This window comes from Streptomyces antioxidans, assembly GCF_000968685.2.
GTDB lineage: Bacteria > Actinomycetota > Actinomycetes > Streptomycetales > Streptomycetaceae > Streptomyces > Streptomyces antioxidans.
Map to the genome: position 1 here is coordinate 151,365 of NZ_LAKD02000119.1, position 21,848 is coordinate 173,212.

The window sequence follows — 21,848 nt, forward strand, 5'->3', positions numbered from 1 at the left end:
CGAAGCTCGCGTGTCCCTTGAGTATGGGTTTCTTTTCGGCCTAGTTGACTACCGCGAGAAGGTCGAACTCACCCTTCTTCGCTCCGTCCAGGAATGCGGCGATCTCCGACGCCTTGAAGATGAGCGCGGGCCCGCAGGGATCGGTCGAGTTACGCATGGCCACCCTGCCCTCCGGCAGAGCCGCTAACTCGACGCACTGACCGGTCGCCGTGCTCTTCCTGCTCTTTGTCCAGATCGCATCGATGGAGCCCGCCGGGCTCCCGTTCCGGTACTCGCCCATACAGAACCTCCGAACCATTGCGTTCGAATATGTCACTTCTCCGTCGCACGTGGTCTGCCGATCAGGAAAAGCAGCAGGCCGCAGCGCCGTACAATCCCGTCATGCAATTGCACGAACCGAAGATGCTGAGATACTAGCGCCGCGAATTCGAACGGCGCCGTCCCCCTATGGGATGATCGGCAGGGAACGCCACGCCGACAAGCGTTCCGTACATTCGTCCGGACATTCATCCTTGAGGGACACAGGAAAAACCCTTTGCAGATGGCGCCGCCCGGATGATGAGGTCGCACGGTGGCCAACCACCATGGGACGGCGGCTGTCCAACCGTTGACACTGGCTTGGGTGAGCCGCCACCTGGAGGCGGGCGAACGGGTCGTCGGGGCTGAGGCGTTGCACGGCGGCATCACTGCCGAGATGCGGAGGCTGACCGTCGGCACGCGGGACGGCGGCACCCGCGACCTGGTGCTGCGGACCCTCGTCAACGCGCAGCACGCCAAGGACTGGCTGAACAGGGAGGCCAGTGCCCTGACACTGCTCACGGGGACCGGCGTGCCCGCTCCTGGACTGCTCGCGGTTGATCCGACCGCCACGCACTGCGAGCGTCCATCGCTCCTGATGACACAGCTGGCGGGCCTGACGGTCCTCGACGACGGGGGACTGGAGACACGCGTCCCCGTGCTGGCCCGTCAACTCGTCGCGATCCACGCGTTGCGACCGGCCGAGCGGCCCCCGGAGTACGTGGCGCGGACGACCGCCGACACCGTCGTCGTTCCGAAGGGCGCCGACACGGCGGTATGGGCCGCGGCGATCGACGTGATGCGCAAGCCCGCGCCGTCCTATGAGGGACGGTTCCTGCACCGGGACTTCCACCCCGGCAATGTGCTGTTCGGCGACGCGCTGTCTCCGGGGGCGGCTGGTGTCCGGATCACCGGCGTCGTCGACTGGGCGCAGACCTCCTGGGGCCCGGCGGACATCGATGTGGCGCACTGCTCCACCAATCTCGTGCTGCTGCACGGCCCGGCGTGGGGGCTGCGGTTCGCCGAGGCGTATGAGGAGGCCGGCGGGGCGCTGGCCGCGACCGCGAGCGAGCGGTTGTACTGGCGGGTGCGCGACGGGCTGGCGCTCTCTGAGGAAGTGCGGTTGGTGTCGCGGCCGTGGCGGGCGGCAGGGCGGACGGAGCTGACGGCGCGAGCCGTGGAGGAGCGGCTGGATGCCTATGTGGCCGCCCTGATGGACGCGTTGGGCTGAGCCGGGGGTCCGGGGCGTGGGGGCTGCCACCGTCTCGTTCCGGGGGTTTGCCGGAGTGCCTTGGGGCGGGGCCGCATGATCCGCTGTGCACACGGAAATGTGCGCGAGAAGGGGCGGACAGGTGAAGGCTCGAATCGGATACGCCGCGTGGGCGGCAGGAATGGTGCAGTTCTTTGTGGCCCACTGGATCGTCGAGTCGGCCTGGGCGACACCGTACAGTTGGGCGCGGAACAACATCAGTGACCTGGGGAACGCCAACTGCGCGATGCAGTCGGAACCCGAGCCACGGTATATCTGTTCGCCCGAACACGGCCTGATGAACGCCTCGTTCATCGTGCTGGGAACGTCGCTCGTCGTCGGCGCCGTCCTGACTGGTGCGCTGTGGCGTAGCGGTGCGGTCGCAACCGTGGTTCGCTGTCTGTTGGCAGGTGCTGGTGTGGGGTTTGTGCTGGCCGGGCTGGCTCCTGCGGATGTCAACGAGAACCAGCATGTCCTGGGTGCCATGCTCATCATGGCGGCGGGCAACATCGGTCTCGCGCTGGCGGGAATCGGCCTGGCGGACGATGTTCCGGGGCCGCTGCGGTGGATGACCAGCCTGCTGGGGATCACAGCGATCACGGCCTTCGGGCTCTTTCTCTCCCACCACTATCTCGGGCTCGGCATGGGAGGCATGGAGCGGGTCGCGGCGCTTCCCCTCCTGGCGTGGATGCTGGCTGTCGGCGGCCGTGGCCTGCTCCGCCAGAAGACCCAACCGCCGGGCACTGCGCGGGAAAGGCATATCGCGCAGGCGTCTCACCGCTGAAGCGGCCTCGCGTCGTCCATCACACCCTGCACACCGAACGCCAGGAGCGGCAGCGGCGGCAGGGGCCCTGGACTGGGCCGACTGGTGGCACACGGCGGCCGACGACCCCCTCCTCGCCGAGGCGACGGCCCAGCGCTTCGCCCTGCTCGGCGACCCGCGCGAGCCCAGTCCGCACGGCGGCGCCCGGCGGGACCGGCCCACCGCGACCCGCTGGCACCTCGAGACCCTGCTGGACCGGGGATTCAGCGAGGCGCGGCAGGTGTGGTGCTCCGCGAGCGACGCACTGGTGGCCGCGCTGCGCTGATCTCGTCCTGGCCGATGCCAGGAGCACACGCGCGGGACCCGAGGCGCTATTGAGGCGTGGCCGCGCTCCCGGTGGGCGGCGGAACGGGCAGACCGGGCCCCGTGCAGCGCACATCCGCCGCCGGCACGGCCCCGTCGACGAGGTACCGGGCCGTGGCGCCGTCCACGCAGGCGTTGCCCCGGCTGGCGAACACCCCGTGCGAGTAGTCGTCGTCGAGCGTCACCAGGCGTGAGCCTGGGAGCAGTCGGCGCAGCTGACGCGCGCCCTCGATGGGCGTGACGGGGTCGTGGGCGGAGGCCACCAGCAGGACGGGCGGCGCGTCGGGGCTGCCGAGCGGGGTGCGGCGGGCGGGCCGGTGGTGCCAGTAGGCGCAGGTGGACGCCTCCATGCCGGTGAGGACCGGCTGGGGGTCGAGGCGCCGGGTGCGGCGGATGTCCGCCACGATCCGCCGGGGCGTGGGGCCGGGGCCGTCGGCGCACTTGACGGTGCGGTTGGCGGCCTCGTAGTTGCGTGAGTCCGGGCCGGTGAAGTCCTCGGTGGGACGGAGTCCATTGGGGCTGCCGTCGCGGAGGTAGGTGCGCAGGCCGTCCACGAGGTCGGCCCAGCGTTCGGTGCGGCCGAGGGCGCGGTACACGGCCCGGTCGAACTCCGCGGGGCCGAAGCCGTCCACCGGGTCGGCGCTGAGTCGGTCGCGTACGCGCAGATAGGCCCGGCGTACGGCCGCCGCGCTGTCGCCCAGGCGGAAGCGGTCCGCGTGGGCGGCGGCCCAGGCGAAGAAGGTGTCGCGCTGCCGCAGCAGCGCCCGGCTCTGGAGCACGTCGAAGTCGTACCAGTCCCAGGGCCCTACGGCGCTGTCCAGCACCATCCGGCCCGTGCGGTGCGGGAAGGCGGCGGCGTAGGCCGCGCCGAGGTAGGTGCCGTAGGAGACGCCGAGGAAGCTCGTCCGCCGTTCGCCGAGTGCGGCACGTATCGCGTCCATGTCCCGGGCGGTCTCCTCCGTCGACAGGTACGGCAACGCGTCGCCGCCGCCCGCCGCGCAGTCGTCGGCCAGATCGCGCAGTGACGCCAGCTGGGCCCGCTCGGCCGTTGGGCCGATGGGCACGGGGTCCACGCCCGGGGTGGCGAAGAGACCGCCCATCGGGCCGCAGTCGACGGGTGCGCTCTGCCCGACGCCGCGCGGGTCGAAGCCGATGACGTCGTACGAACGGCGCACGCTCTCCGGGAGTTTGGCCCGCTTGGTGACCGCGTAGGGCAGCCCGGAGCCGCCCGGCCCACCGGGGTTGACCAACAGGATGCCGCGCCGCTCCGCGGGTGTCCCGGAGGCCCGGACGCGCGAGACGGCGATCTCGATGCGCGGCCCACGGGGGCGGTTCCGGTCCAGCGGCACGCTCAGCCGCCCGCATTCCACGCGCTCCGGCGCGGGCGGATCGGGCACGGACGCGGGGCAGCCGCCGAAGCGGAGCGCGGACGCCGGACCGGTGGCGGGGGTCCGGGCGGCGGACTGGGCGGGGGCTGCGGGGGCAACGGTCGCGGCGATGGCCGCCAGGGCGCACAGCAGGGCCGTGCGGCGCGTGGGTGAGGTCACAGCGATTTCTTCCTCGGTACACGGGGAGCCAGATGACAATGAAAACGATTATCGATAACGTGGCCGCCACGTTATCCCACACGAATGGAAAAGGGGAGCTGTGGCTCATCTGTTGGTGGTAGAGAGCTGGGTCGGGTCGATGAGCAGACTGCTGCCACGGGCGATACGCGAGAGCGGGCACGAGTTCACCTTCCTCACCCGCGACCTGCACCACTACCTGCGCTCCGCCCCCGAGGGCACGGCGCACCCGCTGCTCGGGGCGCGCAATGTGATCACTGCCGACACCAATGACACCGAGGCGCTGCTGCCGGAGGCCGAGCGGCTGCACGCGGTGTTCGGCTTCGACGGGGCGATCACGTCCTGCGACTACTACCTGCCGACGGTCGCGCGGATGGCCGGACACCTCGGACTGCCAGGACCGGCCCCCGAGGCGGTCCGCGACGCCTGCCGCAAGGACGCCACGCGCCGCGTCCTCGCCGGGGCCGGGGTGCCCGGGCCCCGCTTCGCCGTGCACGAGGAGTGGGCCGACCTCGCACGGGCCGCGGGGGAGATCGGCTACCCGCTGGTCGTCAAGCCCGTCGACCTGTGCGCGGGCATGTATGTACGGCGGGTGGACGACGAGTCCCAACTCGCCGCCGCCTTCGGCGCGTTGGCCGACTTCCCGGTCAACGCCCGCGGCCAGCGGCGCACCCCCGCGGTGCTGCTCGAAGAGCTGCTGGACGGCCCCGAGGTGAGCGTGGAAACGGTCTCGTACGGGGGCGCGGTCCATGTGGTGGGCGTGACCGACAAGAGCGTCGGCGGGGCGCCCGCGTTCATCGAGACCGGGCACATGTTCCCCGCCGCGCTGACGGCGTCCGACACGGAGGCCGCCGAGCAGACCGCCCTGGCCGCGCTCAAGGCGCTCGGGCTCACCGCAGGCGTGGTGGCACACACCGAGGTCAAGCTCACCTCCGCCGGGCCGCGCGTGGTCGAGGTCAACCCGCGCCCCGCCGGAAACCGCATCACCGAACTCGTCCGCCATGTCACCGGGATCGACCTCGCCGCCGCCTGCGTGGACGTGGCCCTGGGCCGCACCCCCGATCTGCGGCGCACGGACACCGGGCTGCGCAGCGCCGCCATCGGCTTCCTGGTGCCGGAGCGCACGGGCACCCTCGCCGCGCTGGACGGCGCCGGGCTGCGGGATGCCCCCGGCGTGCTGGAGGTGCGACTCGCGGAGCACGGCGGCCGGGTGAAGGCGGCGGGCAGCAACAACGAATACCTCGGGCATGTGATGGCCGGGGACCCGGACGGGGCCGGAGCCCGGGACCGGGTCGAGGCGCTGCTCGCCGAGGTGCGGTCAGGACTGGTGATCCGATGACCGCCGACACCACCGAGACCTCCCCCATGACCGCCGTCGGCTCCGCCCGGGCCTCCTCCGCGGCCCGCGTGCGGACGTACGACGATCTCGTGGCGCGCGTCCTGGCCGGGGAACTCGGGCCCGACCCGCGCACCCGGCGGATCGCCGTGGCCTTCACCACGCGGCAGGCGGTACGGCACGACGGGCGCGCCACCGGCTACCGCAACGAAGTGCTCAGCCTGCGGCTCGCCGGGGCCGTCGGCTCGTGCGCGGTCGAGCCCGGCGCCCTGTCCGACGGCGCCGTGGCGGAGTGTGTCGGCGCCGATGTGGCCGGGCTCCTGGACCATCCGCTGCTCCCGGTGCGGGTGGCCGCGCTCGACGCCTACCTGATGCACATCACTCCGCACACCCCGGAGCACGGGGCCCGTCCGGTGGCGCTCCCCGCCGGGACGTCGCTGGAGAAGTCCCGGGCACGGGCGCGGGCCGTCGTCGCACTGCTCGACCCGCCGCCGGGGGCGACGGTGCTCGTGGTCGGCGTGGTCAACTCCCTGCTGGAGGCGCTTCGTTCGCGCGGCATCGGCTATGTGCCGTGCGACCTCAAGGGTGGGGTGACGGAGTGGGACGAGCCGGTCGTCACCGACGCGCTCGCCGCGGCGGCCCGCTGCGACGCGCTGCTCGTCTCCGGGATGACGCTGGGCAACGGGACCTTCGAGCCGCTGCGGGAGCACGCGCTGCGGCACGGCAAGCCGCTGGCGCTGTTCGCGCAGACCGGCAGTGCCGTACTGCCCCGGCTCCTGGGGTGCGGGGTGAGCGCGGTGTGCGCCGAGCCGTACCCGTTCTTCTGGCTGGACGGCGGCCCCGGCACCGTCCACCACTACCGCGCCGACCGCCCCGGAGGTGCCCCGTGACCACGACGGCCGTCCGTCCCACCGCCCGCCGGGAACTGCTCGCGCTGCTCGGCCGTACGCCCGTGGTCCGCATCGCCTCCGATCTGCCGGGGCCGCATCCGGGCTTCTGGGCCAAGCTCGAAGGGCTCGCGGCGGGCGGCATGAAGGCGAGGGCCGCCGTGTCGATGCTGCTGGGCGCCCGCGAGCGGGGCGAGCTGCGGCCCGGAGCGCCCGTGGTGGAGTCCACCTCCGGCACCCTCGGCATCGGGCTCGCCTTCGCCGGGCAGGCACTCGGCCACCCCGTGGTGCTGGTCGGTGACAGCGAACTCGAGCCGTCCATGCGGCAGTTGCTGCGCGCCCACGGGGTGCGGCTGGAGCTGGTGGACCGTCCGGCGGAGCGCGGCGGCTGGCAGGCCGCCCGGCTCACCCGGCTGCGGGAGCTGCTCGCCGAACTGCCCGGCGCGTACTGGCCCGACCAGTACAACAACCCCGACAACACCGCGGGTTACGCCTCGCTCGCCGCCGAACTCGCCGCCCAGCTGGACCACCTGGACATCCTGGTGTGCAGCGTGGGGACCGGCGGCCACAGCGCGGGGATCATCGGTCCGCTGCGGCGGCACTGGCCCGCGCTACGGCTGATCGGCGTCGACGCCACCGGCTCCACGATCTTCGGCCAGCCCGCGCGGCCCCGGCTGATGCGCGGCCTGGGCAGCAGCATCCACCCGCGCAACGTCGCCTACGACGCCTTCGACGAGGTCCACTGGATCGGTCCCGCGGAGGCCGTGGACAGCTGCCGCCGGCTCGCCCGCGGGAGCTTCGTCAGCGGCGGCTGGAGCACCGGTGCGGTCGCGCTGGTCGCCGCCTGGGCCGCCCGCGTCCACCCGGGAGCGGTCGTCGCCACCGTCTTCCCCGACGGCCCGCACCGCTACCTCGGCAGCGTCTACGACGACGGCTTCGCCGCCGCCCACGGTCTCGACCCGGCCACGGCGGCCACCCGGCCCGTGGAGATCCCGCGCCCCGGCGCGGCCGAGGCCACCGGCTGGACGCGATGTACGAGGGTCACCGACCCCTTGCGTGCCGACCTGCTGGGGCCCGCCCCGCTGAGGGCCGTCCCGCTGGAGGCCGTCCCCGCCCGCCACCACCTGGAAGACCTGGAAGAGAACCTGTGAAGGCCAGTCAGCGCACCATCCCCCTGCGGCTCACCGAGCCGCTGCGCATCTCCCGCTCCACGACGGCCGCCCGCGACGCGGTGTGGCTGAGCGTCGAACACGACGGGGTCAGCGGCCACGGCGAGGCCGTCACCAGCGTCTACTACGGTCTCGACGCAGACACCCTGCGACGGCTCCTCGCGGTCGTCGGCACGGAGCTCGTCCGCCACCGCGACCCCGAGAGCGCCCTGGAGGCCCTGCGGGCGGGCGAGTTGGCCGGTGCGGACACTCCCCCGGCCGTGACCGCCGCCGTGGACGCGGCGCTCCTCGATCTCGTCGGCAAGCGCGCGGGCACCCCCGTGCACCGTCTCCTCGGCACCACGGAACCGCCCGTCGCCGCCACCGCCCGCACCATCGGCATCACCGCGTTGGGCCGTGCCGCGGCCGAGGCCCGCCGCCTGGCCGCGCGCGGTTTCCAGACCCTCAAGGTCAAGGCGGGAACTCCCGACCCCGAGGACGATGTCGAGCGCGTACGCGTCATCCGCGACGCGGCACCCGGGGTCCGGCTGCTCCTCGACCCCAACGGCGCCTGGACCGTGGCGCAGGCCGTGGCGCTGCTGCCGCGGTTCGCCGAACTCGGCGTGGCGGCCGTCGAACAGCCCCTCGCGCCCGGCCACCCGGACGCGCTGGGGGCCCTCGCCGAGCGCTCACCCGTACCGGTCATCGCCGACGAGGACGCCGTGGACCTCAAGGACGTACGCCGTCTGGCCGGACGCGTCCAGGGGGTCAACGTCAAGCTCGCCAAGTGCGGCGGGGTGCACGCCGCCCTCCGCATCGCCGAGGCGATCGAGGGCAGCGGCACCGCGCTGATGCTCGGCTGTCTGGCCGCCAGCAGCCTCGGCCTGGCGCCCGCCGTCCACCTCGCCGACCGTGCCCGCTGGGCCGACCTCGACGGACATCTGCTGCTGGCCCATGACCCGTGGTCGGGCATCGGTGGTGCCGATGGTCTCGTCCGTGCGAACACCCTTCCCGGACTGGGAGTTCAGCCCCGGGAGGTGAGCCGTGAGGACGTGGCATGAAATGCGCCGCTTTCCGCTCGCGATCCAGCTGCTGCTGGTCAACCAGCTCGGCGTCAATACCGGCTTCTACCTGCTCATCCCCTATCTCGCCACCCACCTCGGCGAGAACCTGGGCATGTCGGCCGCCGTCGTCGGCGTCGTCCTCGGTGTGCGCAACCTGAGCCAGCAGGGCCTGTTCATCATCGGCGGCTCGGCCGCGGACCGGCTCGGCGCACGTAGCGTCATCATCGCCGGGTGCGCCCTGCGCACGGTCGGGTTCGGGCTGTTCGCGCTCGGCGACAGCCTCTCCGTCCTGATCGCCGCATCCGTGCTCAGCGGGTTCGCCGGGGCACTGTTCAACCCCGCCGTGCGCGCCTACATCGCGCAGGAGGCGGGCGGGCGCAAGGCCGAGGCGTTCGCCCTGTTCAACGTCTTCGCCACGACGGGGGCGCTGATCGGTCCGCTGCTCGGCAGCGCGCTGCTCCTGGTGGACTTCCGCACCTCGGCCCTCACCGCCGCCGGGATCTTCGCGGTCCTCACCGTGGCGCAGGCCCTGGTGCTGCCCGCGCGCGAGGTGGCGCCGGGCAACGGCACGGTGCTCGCGGACTGGCGCGAGGTGCTCGGCCACCGCGCCTTCCTGGCGTTCGCGCTCGCCATGGTCGGCATGTTCACCCTGGAGAACCAGCTGTATCTGCTGCTGCCCGACGGAGCGCGCCGGGCCACCGGCTGGGACGGTGCCGCCGGGCTCGTCTTCCTCGTCGGCACCCTCGCCAACCTCGCGCTCCAGCTGCGCATCACCAGCGCCCTGAAGACGAGCGGTGACCGGGCGCGCTGGATCGCCGCGGGGCTCGGTGTGATGGCGCTGGCGTTCGTGCCGCCCGCGCTGGTGGCGGGCGGCTCCGGCGGCCCGGACGGCACCGCCGACGCGGTGCTGCGCGCCCTGCCCGTGCTGCTCGGGGCCCTGCTGCTCTACCTCGGGGTGATGGTCGCCCAGCCGTTCGTGATGGAGCTCGTCCCCGGCTTCGGCCGCCCCGAACTGACGGGCACCTACTTCGGCATCTTCTACGTGGTCTCGGGCATCGCCGCCGCCCTCGGCAACACCGTCGTCGGCTGGGCCATGGACACCGGCGAGCGGGGCGGCGCCGGCTGGCTGCCCTGGGCGTGCTGTGCGCTGTTCGGGCTCGTCTCCGCATTCGGCGTGGCCTGGCTGCACCGGCTGGGCTCACTGCCGACGACGCCGAAGCCCGCCACACCGGACGCGGTGTCCGATGACACCGGTCCCACCGGACGCGGCGTGACGAGGGAGAAGACATGACGGCCACCACGGCGGACGCGGATGCCCACAATCTGCTCACCGACCACCCCGAGCTGTACGAGGCCAGGTTTCCCGACCCCGAGCGGCTGGCGGGCCGATGGACGGAGGACTGCCTGCGTCGGCACGGCGCCGGGCGGCGCGTCCTCGACCTGGGCTGTGGCACCGGCCGCGACGCCGCCCACCTCCACGGCGCGGGCCGCGAGGTGACCGGTGCCGACCTCTCCGAGGCGATGCTCGCCCACGCCCGCGGGCACCACCCGGGACCCGCGTACGTACGCGCCGATCTGCGCGCGTTCGACCTGGGCCGGGGCGTGGCCGACGCCGTGGTGTGCCTGGACAGCGCGCTGCTGTACTGCCACACCAACGCCCAGCTCGACGGCTTCCTGTCGTCCTGCCGGCGCGCCCTCGTCCCGGGCGGACTGCTCGTCGCGGAGATGCGCAACGGTGCCTACTTCCTGGGCCGTACGGATCTGCTCGACGCGCCCAGGGCCGGCGAGTTCACCTGGCGGGGCACCGCCTACCGGTCCGCCACCACGCTCACGGTGGACCGCACGGCCCAGCTCCTGCGCCGTACCCGCGTATGGACCACGGACGACGGATCCCCGTCCGTGGAGCAGCGCTCCGCATGGCGGCTGCTCTTCCCGCAGGAGCTGCGCCACCTGCTGGGCGCGCACGGTTTCGAGGTCCTGGAGCTGCACGACGGACCGGGTCCGCGCACCGAGCCGCCCTGGTGCGAGGGCCTGTCACCGGGCCGTACGGCCGACGCCGACCGGCTGCATGTGGTGGCCCGCGTCACCGCGCCCGCCCCCTCGGCACCCTGAGGGCCCGCGCCCGGCACCCGCCCCGTACCACCCCGTATCCCACCGGTACTTCCCACACCCCGAGGACACCCGCATGCATGATGAACCCGCCCGCCACCTGCGCCCCGTGGGCGACCACCCGGACGAACACCACTTCCCCGGACTGCGCCGCCGCGGCTTCCTCGCCGCCGCGGGCGCGTCAGCACTCGGCGCGTTCGCCGTCACCGGATGCGGCGGCACCGATGACACCGCGGGAGCGGGCGGCGGCGCCGGTACCCCACGGCGTGGCGGACGGCTGCGCGCCACGTTCCCTGGCGGCGGCGCGAGCGAAACCCTCGATCCGCACCTGGCCAACCTCTTCTCCGACGCCGCCCGTGCGAAGGCCCTCTACGACAAGCTCGCCGACTTCGGCTCCGACCTGTCCGCCCGGCCACGCCTCGCCGAGAAGTGGGAGCCGAACAGGACCCTGGACCGGTGGCGGGTCACCCTCCGCAGGGCCACGTTCCACGACGGCCGGCCGGTCACCGCGAAGGACGTGCTCCACAGCTACCGCCGGATCACCGACCCCGAGAAGGCGTTCCGCGCCAAGGCGTCCCTGGAACCCATCGACCTCGGCGCGAGCCGCGCGACCGGCGAACGCGGCATCGAGTTCGTCCTCAAGCGGCCCACCGCCGAATTCCCCAACGTCCTGGCCGCGTTCGGCGCGTACATCGTGCCGCAGGACACCACCGACTTCGACAAGAAGCCGATCGGCTCCGGGCCGTTCCGCTTCGTGTCCTTCGCGCCCGGCCGGTCGGCCGTCTTCCGCCGCAACGAGGACTACTGGGACGGCGCCCCGCACCTGGACGAGCTCGAGTTCATCGTCGCCAACGAGGAGTCCGCCCGGGTCAACGCGCTCCTCGGCGGACAGGTCGAGTACGCCCATGAACTCCACCCCACCACCGCCCGCGCGCACGAGGGCAAGGGGCAGATCACCATCGTCCGGCTCCGGGGCAGCGATATGCAGGGGTTCGCGATGAAGACCGACCGGGCCCCCTTCGACGACAAGCGGGTGCGCCAGGCGTTCTTCCTGATCGCCGACCGCGGGGAACTCCTGGACGGGGCCCTGTCGGGGGCGGGGGTGATAGGCAACGATCTGTTCGGCAGGGGCTACGAGTACTACGCCGACGGCCTCCCGCAGCGCGAACAGGACCTCGACCGGGCCCGCGCCCTGCTGAAGGCGGCCGGTGCCGAGAAGCTGAGGGTCACCCTCGACACCTCGGCGGTGGCCGCCGGGTTCACCGAGTCCGCGAGCGTCTTCCGCGACCAGGCCGCGAAGGCGGGGGTCACGATCGATGTGAAGATGGGCAGCAAGGACTCGTACTGGAGCGACATCCTGGACGGCGGCGTCCTGTGTTCCTACCGCTCCGGTGCCATGCCCATCGAGGCCCATATCTCCCAGCGGCTGCTCACCGGCTCCACCACCAACGCCACCAAGTGGCACCACAAGGACTTCGACGCGCTCTACCGGCGGGCCCAGTCCACCAGGGGCAAGGCCGAGCGCGCCGCCCTCTACGAGCGCATGCAGCGCCGCCTGCACTCCGAAGGCGGCTTCCTGGTCTGGGGCTTCGCCGACTCGATCCTCGGCACCGCGCGCAATGTCAGGGGAGTCGAGTCCAAGGCGCCCGCCAACACCCTCGACTGGGCGCGCTTCGACAAGGTGTGGCTCGGGTGAGCGGACTGCGCTCCTTCGTCGCCCGGCGGCTGCTGCTCGGCGGCGCCCAGACCGTGGCCGTCGTGCTGCTGGTCTTCACGCTCACCGAGGCGCTGCCGGGCGATGCCGCGGTCGCCCTGGCCGGTGACCAGCCCGATCCCGCGCGCATCGCGGCCATCCGCGCGGCCCTCCAGCTGGACCGGCCCGCCCATGAGCGGCTGGCCGACTGGGCCGTGGGCCTGCTCCATGGCGACCTGGGGACCTCGCTCACCTCCGGCCGCCCGGTGAGCACCTACCTCGCCGACGGCTTCGGGCCGACCCTGCTGCTGGCCGCGCTCACCGTTTCGCTGCTCGTCCCGGCCGCCTTCGGCCTCGGGGTGCTGGCCGCACGGTACGAAGGCCGCCTGGTCGACCGGCTGATCAGCTCGGTGACGCTGGCCGTGTACGCGGTGCCCGAGTTCGCCCTCGGCGTACTGCTGGTGACCGTACTCGCGCTCCGGCTCGGCTGGCTGCCACCGACCGCCGTCGGCTACGGCACCGACCTGCTCGGCCACCCGGCCGCGCTCGTACTGCCCGTGCTCGTCCTGCTGTCCCGGCCGGTGTGCTCGCTGTCCCGGCTGGTGCGCGCGGGCATGGTCGACGCGCTCGCCTCCCCGTACGTGGCGCAGGCCCGGCGCTACGGCGTCTCCGGGGCCAGGGTCCATTACGCCCATGCCCTCCCGGCCGCCCTCGCCCCGGCCGCCCAGCAGCTGGCCCGCACCGTCGACTGGCTGCTGTGCGGCGTCGTCGTGGTGGAGGCCCTGTTTGTGATCCCGGGCCTCGGGACGGTCCTGCTCAACGCCGTGGCCGAGCGGGACGTGCCCGTCGTCCAGGGCCTCGCCGTCGTCTTCGGCGTCCTGACCGTCGTCCTCAACCTGGGCGCGGACCTGGTGACCCACCGGCTGGCGCCCCGGGCGGGGGTGGCCGCGTGAACACCCCTCCCGTCGCGGGTCCCCCGCGGGGGCCGTCCGGCGCCCCGGGCGCGGGTGTCCGCCCGATGCCGACGCCCGGCCGTGCGGCGAAAGGGCGCACGGGCCGCTTCGCGCTCGGCGTCGCCGTCGTCTCCGTACCCCTCGTACTCGCCCTTCTCGGGCCGGTGTTCGCGGGCGCCCCGGGCCCGCGGGCCGCGTCCTTCACCCTCGGAGGCGGCCACTGGCTCGGCACCGACTTCGTGGGGCGCGACGTGTGGCGGCAGGTGCTGCACGGCGGGCGTCCGGTCGTGCTGACCGCGCTCGCCGCCACCGCGCTGTCCTATCTCGTCGCCCTCCCGCTGGGCCTGGTCTGCGCGCTCACCCACCGCCGCTGGCTGGAGGAGCTGCTGATCCGGCCCCTGGACGTCCTGCTCGCCGTGCCGTCGCTGCTGCTGATCCTGCTGGTCGCCTCGGTGTTCTCCCCCGGCGCCGTCGGCCTCGCCCTGCTGGTCGCGGTGGTCAACGTGCCCGACGCGGTCCGTATCGTACGGGCCACCGCCGCCGAGGCCGCCGCCCGCCCGGCGGTCGAGGCGCTGCGCATGCAGGGCGAGACGTGGTGGCGCATGGCCGTCGGTTACGTGGGGCGCTCCATGCTGCGCACCCTGGCCGCCGACGCGGGCACCCGGCTGACCGGCGTGCTGTACCTGGTCGCCACGGCCGCGTTCCTCGGCGTCGGGGTCGCGCCGGACGCCGCCGACTGGGCGGTCATGGTCGACCGCAACCGCACCGGTCTGTTCGTCCAGCCGTGGGCCGTGGTCATCCCGGCCGTACTGATCGTCGCCCTGACGATGGGCACCAACCTCCTCTTCGACGCCGCGCTCACGGGCCGCCGACGGCACGTGGCGCGCCGGGGCGCGCGGAGCGGGATCAACCGGAACCGGGCAGGAGAGTCACGCCGGTGAACCACAGGAAGCACACCAACCCCCCGGCCGCACCCGTCGCCCCCGACGCCACACCCCTCGGCCCCGAAGACCCGGCCGGACCCCTCACCCCCGACACAGGGCCCCTCGGCCCAGACGCCGCTCCCGTGGGCCGCGGCCCCGGGGCGGCGGCCCCCAACACCGGGACGGTGGGCCCCGGCCCCGGGGCGGTGGACGCCAACGCCGAGGCGGTGGACCTCGACACCGGGCCCGTAGGCGCCAACACCGAGACGGTGGACCCCAACACCGGGCCCGTGGGCATCGACACCGGGGGAGTGAACCCCGACACCAGGGCGGTGGGCCTCGGCCCCGGGCCCGTGGGCCCCGACACGAGGTCCGTGAGCCCCGACACCAGGGCCGTGGAGCCCGACACCAGGGCCGTGGGCCTCGAGCCCGAGTCCGTCGGCCCCGACATCGGGCCCGTCGCCGCGATCCGCGGCCTCCGCGTGGAGATCGACGGCAGGGTGATCGTCGACGGTGTGAACCTCGAGGCCCGGCCCGGTACGGTCACCGCCCTGGTGGGCGCTTCCGGCAGTGGCAAGACCACCACCGGTCTGGCCCTGCTCGGTGAGTACCCGCCGGGGGCCAGGATCGGCGGCGACGTCCGTCTGGCCTCCGAGGGCCTGGTCGGCTATGTCCCCCAGCACCCGGCGGCCGTGCTCAACCCCGCCCGCCGCGTCTCCGCCCTCCTGACCGACATCGCCCGGTCCCAGGTGCGCCACCTCCCCCGCGCCCGGCGCCGGGCGGCGGTCCGCGAGCGGGTCGTCCGCGCCCTGGCGGAGGCCCAGCTCCCGGACGGCGAGACCCTGCTGAGGCGCTATCCGCACCAGCTCTCCGGCGGCCAGCAGCAACGCGTCGTGCTCGCCCAGGCGCTCCTCCTCGGCGCCCGCGTCATCGTCGCCGACGAGCCCACCACCGGCCAGGACGCCCTCACCAAGAGCCGCGTCGTCGGCCAGCTGGCGGCCGTCGCCGCACGGGGCATCGCCGTCGTGCTGCTCAGCCACGACCTCGACGTGGTCCGCGCCCTCGCCGACGACGTCCTGGTCATGCGCGCCGGAAGAATCGTGGAGTCGGGCCCAGCCGAACGCCTGTGGAGCGCGCCACGCCATCCGTGGACCCGTGAACAGCTCGGCGCTCAGCGGGAGTTCACACCTCTCGGGCGCTCCGCCGGAACCGGGGAGCCGGTCCTGCGGATACGCGGGCTGATCGCCCGCCACCGCGACGGCGGCGCCCACGGCCGCCCGACCACGGTGCTGCGCGTTCCCGACCTCGCCCTGTACCCCGGCACAAGCCTGGCCGTCGTCGGCCGCTCGGGCAGCGGCAAGACCACGCTCGCCCGCTGCCTGGCCGGACTCCACCGGGACCACGAAGGGGAGGTCCTCCTCGGCTCCACCGCTCTGCCCCGCACCCTGCGCAGCCGCGACCGCGGCCAACTGGCGGCCGTGCAGTACGTCTTCCAGGACTCGCGCGCCGCCTTCGACGAGCACCGTCCCGTGCTGCACCAGGTCGCCCGCACGGCGGTACGTCTGCGCGGCACCGACAAGGAGGCGGCACGGCAGGAGACCCTGACCACCCTGACCCGTCTCGGCCTGCCGAAGGACCTGGCCGACCGGCGCCCACCTCAGCTCTCCGGCGGCGAACTCCAGCGCGCCGCTCTCGCCCGCGCCCTGCTCGCCCGGCCCCGCGTCCTCATCTGTGACGAGATCACCTCCGGCCTCGACACCCTCAACCGCCGCGGCCTCCTGGAACTCCTCGCCCAGCTGCTCCGTGACCGCGATGACCTCTCGCTGCTCCTCATCACCCATGATCTGGACGTCGCGGCGCTCGCCCACCACATCGCGGTCCTCGACGCCGGAGAACTCGTCGAGCAGGGGGCGGCCCCACGCGTACTGACCGCACCGGAGCACCCGGTCACCGCGTCCCTCCTGCAGACCGCGGCGACCGCCCGCGCCTCAACACGCGGCACGTGACAGGGAATCGCCACGCGCCGTCAAGAGTTGGCGAGCGCGAGTGCCGCCTCCCCCGGCATGTCTCCAACTCTGAAGTGGGGCGATCGATACTTCCGCGGCGACGAGGTCATGCCGGGAGCTTTCATTCAACTAGTAAAGCCAGCACGGCACTTGACCGACAAGGGCAGGGTCCAAGACAGTCATTCTGTGTGAGCGCTCTCACGCCCCCGATGGCGCTCGCTTTGCCCACTGTGCCCGAGTTCCCGTAGCCCGGTCTCCATCACCCCCACGCCAGGAGCGGGCTACGGGAACTCGCACATCCCAGTCACACATCACCGCGGCACCTTCAAACGAAAGCAGCCCCCCACATGTTCAGAATCACTTCCTCAGACACAGACACAACGGCGGACGCCACACCCCGCCGCCGACGACGACGCCTCCTGGCCTTCGTGGCCGCCCTGTCGCTCCCCGTGACCGGTCTGCTGGCGCTCACGGTGTCCTCCAACACCGCCGCCGCGGGCGAGACCTCGGCCAAGGCCGAGTGGACCACCGTCTTCCAGGACGACTTCGACGGCGCGGCGGGCACCGGCCTGAACAAGGACGACTGGCTGTACGACATCGGCACCGGTTACCCGGGCGGCGCCGCGAACTGGGGCACCGGCGAGATCGAGTCGGTCACGGACTCCACCGAGAACGTCTACCACGACGGCGACGGTCACATGGTGATCAAGCCAATCCGCGACGGTTCGGGGAACTGGACCTCGGGCCGGGTGGAGACCCAGCGCACCGACTTCGAGGCGCCCGCCGGTGGCCAGTTGGAGATCAGCGCGTCCCTCAAGCAGCCCAATCCGGAGAAGGCCCTCGGCATCTGGCCCGCCTTCTGGGCCATGGGCGCCGACGCCCGCCCGGTGAGCGCCACCAACTGGCCGAGCATCGGCGAGCTGGACATCATGGAAGCCGTCAACGGGCTGAACAAGCACTCGCACACCTTCCACTGCGGTGAGTGGGCCGGTGAGTGCCACGACCCGGACGGGATCAGCAGCGATCTGCTGCCGTGCGACGGCTGTCAGACCGACTACCACACCTACTCCGTGATCGTGGATCGCACCGACACCTCAGCCGAGCAACTGCGCTTCTACCGCGACGGCAAGGAGACCTTCACGGTGAAGCAGGACCAGGTGTCGGCCGAGACCTGGAAGAAGGCGGTCGACCACGGGTTCTTCGCCATCTTCAACGTGGCGGTCGGCGGCTCCTATCCGAACAAGGTCTGCGGCTGCACCTCGCCCGGGGCGGACACCACCTCCGGTGAGGGGATGAGCGTGGACTGGTTCTCCGTCAAGGTGAGCCAGTAGCGCCGGAAGGTGAGCCAGTGGCGCCGCGAGCATCCGCGAGCACGCGTTCAGGGGCCGGGTCACTCGGGGCGGGGAGGGCGTGGTTCTTCCAGGCGGGAGAGCCACGTCGTGAGCAGCGCCTCGAGCGTCCCGGCCTCCGCGGGTGTCAGCAGATTCAGCAGATCGCGTTCGTTGCGCATATGGTCGGTGAACGCCTCGTCGATCAGTTCACGCCCCGGTCCCGTGAGGGCGACGATCCTGCCGCGCTGGTCGTCGTCCGAGCGGCGGCGGGTGACGAGTCCGGCTCGTTCGAGGCGGTCGATCCTCTTGGTCATCGCACCGGTGGTGACCATGGTGTGCGCGGCGAGCTCGCCGGGAGCGCGTTCATAGGGTTCACCGGCGCGGCGCAGTGCGCACAGCACGTCGAATTCCCCCTCGCTGAGGTCGTAGTGGCCGTATACGCGGCAGAGTTCTTCGGTGAGCCGACCGGCCAGCCGGTGCAGTCGGCCGATCACTCCTTGCGGCGAGGTGTCGAGGTCGGGCCGTTCGCGGCGCCAGTCGGCCTGGATGCGGGCCACACGGTCCAGCGGTTGCGGATGTTCCATGGAAGACAAATATAGCTTCCCGGGAAGCTATATTTGTCTTCCATGGAAGCTCATATGCGTTGGGTGGCGCTGACCGCGGTCGCGCCGGTGGCGTGGGGAGCCAACTACTTCGTCACCCACGAATACCTTCCCGCCGGAAGCCCGCTGTACGGGGCCGCTCTGCGGGCGCTGCCCGCGGGGCTCGTCCTGCTGGCGCTGTGCGGGTGGCGGCGGCCGCACGGTGGGTGGTGGTGGCGGTCCGCGGTGCTCGGAGCGCTCAATGTGAGCGTGTTCTTCGCCCTCGTCTACGTCGCCTCCCAGCTGCTGCCGACGAGCGTCGCGTCCACCGTCATGGCGATGTCCCCGCTGACGATGACGCTCATCGCCTGGCCCCTGGTGTCCGAACGGCCAAGGACCGCCCACCTGGCCGGTGCCGTGGTCGGGCTCGCCGGAGTGTGCCTCATGCTGCTCCCGGGAGCGGACGGGGTGAGCGTGCCGGGAGTCCTCGCCTCGGCCGCCGCCATGCTGGTGTCGTCCTTCGGCCACATCCTGACCAAGCGGTGGAACGCCGATACCGATGTGCTCGCCTCGACCGCCTGGCAGCTGACCGCCGGAGGGCTGTTCCTGCTTCCGGTCGCCGCGGTGGCGGAGGGCCCTCCGCCCGCGCTCTCCACACCGGCGCTCGTAGCCTTCGGCTATGTCTCCCTGGTCGCCACCGCGCTGGCCTTCACCGCCTGGTTCACCGGGCTGCGGCATCTGCCCGCGGCGACCATGGGCCTGATCGGGCTGCTCAACCCCGTCACGGGTGTGCTGCTCGGCACGATGGTCGGCACGGAGACGCTGACCGTTCAGCAGCTGTGCGGCCTGGTGCTGGTCCTGGCCGGAGTCATGCTCGGACGGCCCACCCGCGCGGGCCTGCGCGGCGCCGGCCGGACGCCCCCGCGGCCCGGCCCCCACCGGTGCCCCGCACCGGATCCCCCGCCGTCCCGCCCCCAACCCCGGTGAGATCACTGGGACTTTGGCTACAGTGCTCAGGAAAGGCAGCGTCGGATGGTGCTCATGGGGTACGGGTGGCCCCATGTCTCGCACGTTGAGTTCAACGAAAACCCGCGCCGCGCTCCACTCATCGGCACGCGTCTCGCTCGAATTGCTGGTGGTCCTCCTGATGGCCGCGGCGGCCCTGTGGACCCTGGGCCAGATGTGGTCGGTCATCTGGCCGCTCGTCATCGGCCTGCTCCTCACCACGCTGACCTGGCCCCTGGCCCGCTTTCTGCGCGGGCACGGATGGCCCCCCGCGCTGGCCGCCTCGGTGGTGACCCTGCTGTTCCTCCTGGTCGCCGCGGGCATCGTGGCGCTGATCGCGGTGCCCGTGGCGTCCCAGTCCGGTGAGCTGGCCAACGGTGTGACCGAAGGCATCCAGCGGGTGCGCGAATGGGCCGCCGGGCCGCCGCTGAACATTGACGACGCCCAGATCTCGCAGGCCACCGACACCGCGGCGGCCCGGCTGCAGAGCAGTGCCGGAAGCCTGGTCACCGCCGTCGTCGCCGGGGTGAGCACCGTGGTCGACGGTGTGATCACCGCCGTCCTGGCGCTCTTCTTGATGTTCTTCTTCCTCAAGGACGGTCCGCGGTTCCTGCCGTGGCTCGCCCGGCAGCTCCCCGGCCGGCTCGCCACCGACATCCCCGCCGTGGCCGAGCGCAGTTGGGACACGCTGGGCGCCTTCGTGCGTTCCCAGGCGTTCGTCGGTCTGCTCGACGCCATCCTCATCGGACTCGGGCTGTGGGCCCTGGGAGTACCGCTGGTGCTGCCGCTGGCGGTCCTGACCTTCATCTCCGCGTTCATCCCCGTCGTGGGGGCCCTGTTCGCGGGTATGGTCGCGGTGCTCATCGCGCTGGTGTTCAACGGCCCGACGGACGCCCTGATCGCCTTGGCGATCATCGTCGTGGTGCAGCAGCTGGAGGGCAATGTGTTCCAGCCGATGATCCAGAGCCGCGGGCTCGGTCTGCACGCGGCGGTCGTCCTGCTCGCGGTGACACTGGGCGGCAGCCTGGCCGGGATCGTGGGCAGTCTGCTGGCCGTACCGGTGGCCGCGCTGATCGCGGTGGTCTGGAGCTACCTGCGCGAGCAGCTCAGCCATCCGCCACAGGAGCCGGAGAACGATGACCAGCACGCCGATGGCGCGGTCGTGTCGTAGACGTCCCCGCGTACCAACGGGGGCCGGTCACCCGATCTTCGCCGTGTCATGGGGCTGGTCCAGTGGCTCCTGGGCGGTGGCCCGTTCGGCCTTTCGCCCGGCCGTCAGCAGGATCACCAGCCCGGTGGCGAGCATGAGAGCGATGGCCAGCAGGGCGTAGGTGAAGTCTCCGGTCGCGTCCGCGATGGCGCCGGTCATATAGGGGCCGATGAATCCGCTGGCGTTGCTCACCGAGTTGATCAGCGCGATGCCCGAGGCCGCGGCGGCACCGGTCAGGCACAGCGGCGGCAGTCGCCAGAACTGCGGCATCGCGGTGTAGACGCCGGAGACGCTGACGCAGAACGCCCCGATGAACAGGACGTCGTCATGGGTGAAGGTGGCCAGCAGCAGGCCCACGGCGCCGAAGGCCAGGGGTATGGCCGTGGAGAACACCACGGACCGGCGCGCCGCCACCCTGGCCCAGGCGAGCATGGCGACGATGGCGATGGCCGATGGGATGCCGGCGAGCAGCACACTGCTGACATCCGAGATCGTGGAGGCGTTCCCGGCCAGCGTGGCGATCATCGTCGGCAGGAAGAAGGCGATGGGGTACAGGCCGAAGACGATGGCGAAGAAGGCGAAGGACAGCATCCACACGCGTCCGCTGGAGAGCGCCTGACGCATCCCGGTGAGCGCGCCGTGCGCGTTCTGCTGGGCGGTTTCCAGGGTGAGCCGACGCTGGATGGCGTCCTTCTCCTGGGGTGTCAGCCACTTCGCGTCGGCGGGCCGGTCCGGCAGAAGGAGGTAGACCAGGGCTCCGGAGAGAACGGTGAACAGGCCCTCGGTGAAGAACAGCGATCGCCACCCGGCGTACCCGGTGAGCCGTTCGCCCCAGGACAGCATGGCCGCGGCGAGGGGCGAACCTATGATGCCGGACAGCGGGATCATGATGAAGAAGACCGACATGGCCCAGCCGCGCTGTCTCCTGGGGAACCAGAAGGTCATATACAGCAGGATCCCGGCCGCCAGCCCGGCCTCCGCGAATCCGAGCAGGACTCTCATGACATAGAGCTGGACAACGCTCTGCACGGCCGCGGTTCCCATGGTGACGAGGCCCCAGGAGACCAGGATCCGGGTGATCCACTTCCGTGCCCCGAACCGGCGCAGCATCATATTGCTGGGGATTTCCACGAGGATGTAGCCGATGAAGAACAGGCCGGAGGCCAGGCCCAGCTGTCCGGCGGTGATGCCGAGACTCTTGTTGAGCGACGGTGCCACATAGCCGAGGTTGGCACGGTCGACATAGCTCATCACATAGGCGAGGCCGATGAGCGGGATGATGCGGATGCCTACTTTGCGCCACACCCGGCGCATGTCATCGTCCGTCGGTGTCAGGGCGGTGACCTCGGCCATGACGGGGTCCTC

Annotated in this window: 19 protein-coding genes; 15 read left to right on the forward strand and 4 right to left on the reverse strand. The window is 72.2% G+C overall.

The features are described 5' to 3' along the window. Positions 1–40: 40 nt before the first annotated feature. Positions 41–280, reverse strand: a complete 240-nt coding sequence (locus VT50_RS33500) for a DUF397 domain-containing protein (protein WP_046084801.1) — start codon at positions 278–280, stop codon at positions 41–43. Between the two features lie 342 nt (positions 281–622). On the opposite strand from VT50_RS33500, the gene VT50_RS33505 reads away from it, so the two are divergent. After that, positions 623–1,528: a phosphotransferase family protein gene (locus VT50_RS33505; protein WP_046084743.1), complete on the forward strand. Its 906-nt coding sequence runs from the start codon at positions 623–625 to the stop codon at positions 1,526–1,528. A gap of 121 nt (positions 1,529–1,649) precedes the next feature. Next, entirely contained in the window at positions 1,650–2,330 is a 681-nt protein-coding gene (locus tag VT50_RS33510; RefSeq protein ID WP_046084744.1) for a DUF998 domain-containing protein, read from the forward strand. 350 nt (positions 2,331–2,680) lie between these two features. On the opposite strand, the gene VT50_RS33520 is transcribed toward VT50_RS33510, so the two are convergent. Then, positions 2,681–4,219: an alpha/beta hydrolase gene (locus VT50_RS33520; protein WP_053048447.1), complete on the reverse strand. Its 1,539-nt coding sequence runs from the start codon at positions 4,217–4,219 to the stop codon at positions 2,681–2,683. A gap of 100 nt (positions 4,220–4,319) precedes the next feature. On the opposite strand from VT50_RS33520, the gene VT50_RS33525 reads away from it, so the two are divergent. The 11 genes from VT50_RS33525 to VT50_RS33575 all read left to right on the forward strand — a co-directional run bounded on the left by VT50_RS33525 (position 4,320) and on the right by VT50_RS33575 (position 17,687). Continuing rightward, on the forward strand, positions 4,320–5,576 hold the full coding sequence (locus VT50_RS33525) for an ATP-grasp domain-containing protein (protein WP_206269524.1): 1,257 nt from the start codon (positions 4,320–4,322) through the stop codon (positions 5,574–5,576). 26 nt (positions 5,577–5,602) lie between these two features. Continuing rightward, entirely contained in the window at positions 5,603–6,463 is an 861-nt protein-coding gene (locus tag VT50_RS33530; RefSeq protein WP_046084804.1) for a hypothetical protein, read from the forward strand. Beyond that, positions 6,460–7,611: a PLP-dependent cysteine synthase family protein gene (locus tag VT50_RS33535; RefSeq protein WP_240529408.1), complete on the forward strand. Its 1,152-nt coding sequence runs from the start codon at positions 6,460–6,462 to the stop codon at positions 7,609–7,611. The genes VT50_RS33530 and VT50_RS33535 overlap by 4 nt, the downstream gene beginning before the upstream one ends. After that, positions 7,608–8,669, forward strand: coding sequence for a dipeptide epimerase (locus VT50_RS33540; RefSeq protein WP_046084745.1), 1,062 nt, complete (start codon positions 7,608–7,610; stop codon positions 8,667–8,669). The genes VT50_RS33535 and VT50_RS33540 overlap by 4 nt, the downstream gene beginning before the upstream one ends. Beyond that, on the forward strand, positions 8,653–9,963 hold the full coding sequence (locus VT50_RS33545; RefSeq protein ID WP_046084746.1) for an MFS transporter: 1,311 nt from the start codon (positions 8,653–8,655) through the stop codon (positions 9,961–9,963). Before VT50_RS33540 ends, VT50_RS33545 begins: the two co-directional genes overlap by 17 nt. Further along, a complete protein-coding gene (locus VT50_RS33550) occupies positions 9,960–10,784 on the forward strand; it encodes a class I SAM-dependent DNA methyltransferase (protein WP_046084747.1) in 825 nt (274 codons plus the stop codon). The genes VT50_RS33545 and VT50_RS33550 overlap by 4 nt, the downstream gene beginning before the upstream one ends. Positions 10,785–10,857: 73 nt before the next feature. Next, positions 10,858–12,477, forward strand: a complete 1,620-nt coding sequence (locus VT50_RS33555; protein ID WP_046084748.1) for an ABC transporter substrate-binding protein — start codon at positions 10,858–10,860, stop codon at positions 12,475–12,477. Then, a complete protein-coding gene (locus VT50_RS33560) occupies positions 12,474–13,427 on the forward strand; it encodes an ABC transporter permease (protein ID WP_046084749.1) in 954 nt (317 codons plus the stop codon). The genes VT50_RS33555 and VT50_RS33560 overlap by 4 nt, the downstream gene beginning before the upstream one ends. A 65-nt stretch (positions 13,428–13,492) precedes the next feature. Next, complete coding sequence (locus VT50_RS33565; RefSeq protein WP_046084750.1) at positions 13,493–14,368, forward strand: ABC transporter permease; 876 nt, start codon at positions 13,493–13,495, stop codon at positions 14,366–14,368. Between the two features lie 398 nt (positions 14,369–14,766). Further along, positions 14,767–16,356 carry an ABC transporter ATP-binding protein gene (locus VT50_RS33570; RefSeq protein ID WP_046084806.1) on the forward strand — a complete coding sequence of 530 codons (1,590 nt, stop codon included), beginning with the start codon at positions 14,767–14,769 and terminating at the stop codon, positions 16,354–16,356. Between the two features lie 428 nt (positions 16,357–16,784). After that, on the forward strand, positions 16,785–17,687 hold the full coding sequence (locus tag VT50_RS33575; protein WP_240529409.1) for a glycoside hydrolase family 16 protein: 903 nt from the start codon (positions 16,785–16,787) through the stop codon (positions 17,685–17,687). Between the two features lie 59 nt (positions 17,688–17,746). On the opposite strand, the gene VT50_RS33580 is transcribed toward VT50_RS33575, so the two are convergent. Beyond that, positions 17,747–18,271, reverse strand: a complete 525-nt coding sequence (locus VT50_RS33580) for a MarR family winged helix-turn-helix transcriptional regulator (protein ID WP_046084751.1) — start codon at positions 18,269–18,271, stop codon at positions 17,747–17,749. A gap of 54 nt (positions 18,272–18,325) precedes the next feature. Here VT50_RS33580 and VT50_RS33585 point away from each other — a divergent pair, with 54 nt between their 5' ends. Continuing rightward, positions 18,326–19,255 carry an EamA family transporter gene (locus VT50_RS33585; RefSeq protein ID WP_046084752.1) on the forward strand — a complete coding sequence of 310 codons (930 nt, stop codon included), beginning with the start codon at positions 18,326–18,328 and terminating at the stop codon, positions 19,253–19,255. A 73-nt stretch (positions 19,256–19,328) separates the two neighbouring features. Then, a complete protein-coding gene (locus tag VT50_RS33590; RefSeq protein WP_046084753.1) occupies positions 19,329–20,444 on the forward strand; it encodes an AI-2E family transporter in 1,116 nt (371 codons plus the stop codon). A 27-nt stretch (positions 20,445–20,471) separates the two neighbouring features. Here VT50_RS33590 and VT50_RS33595 read toward each other — a convergent pair whose 3' ends face one another. After that, the gene (locus VT50_RS33595; RefSeq protein ID WP_046084754.1) at positions 20,472–21,836 is read right to left on the reverse strand and encodes an MFS transporter; all 1,365 of its coding nucleotides are present in this window, start codon (positions 21,834–21,836) and stop codon (positions 20,472–20,474) included. Positions 21,837–21,848: the final 12 nt, after the last annotated feature.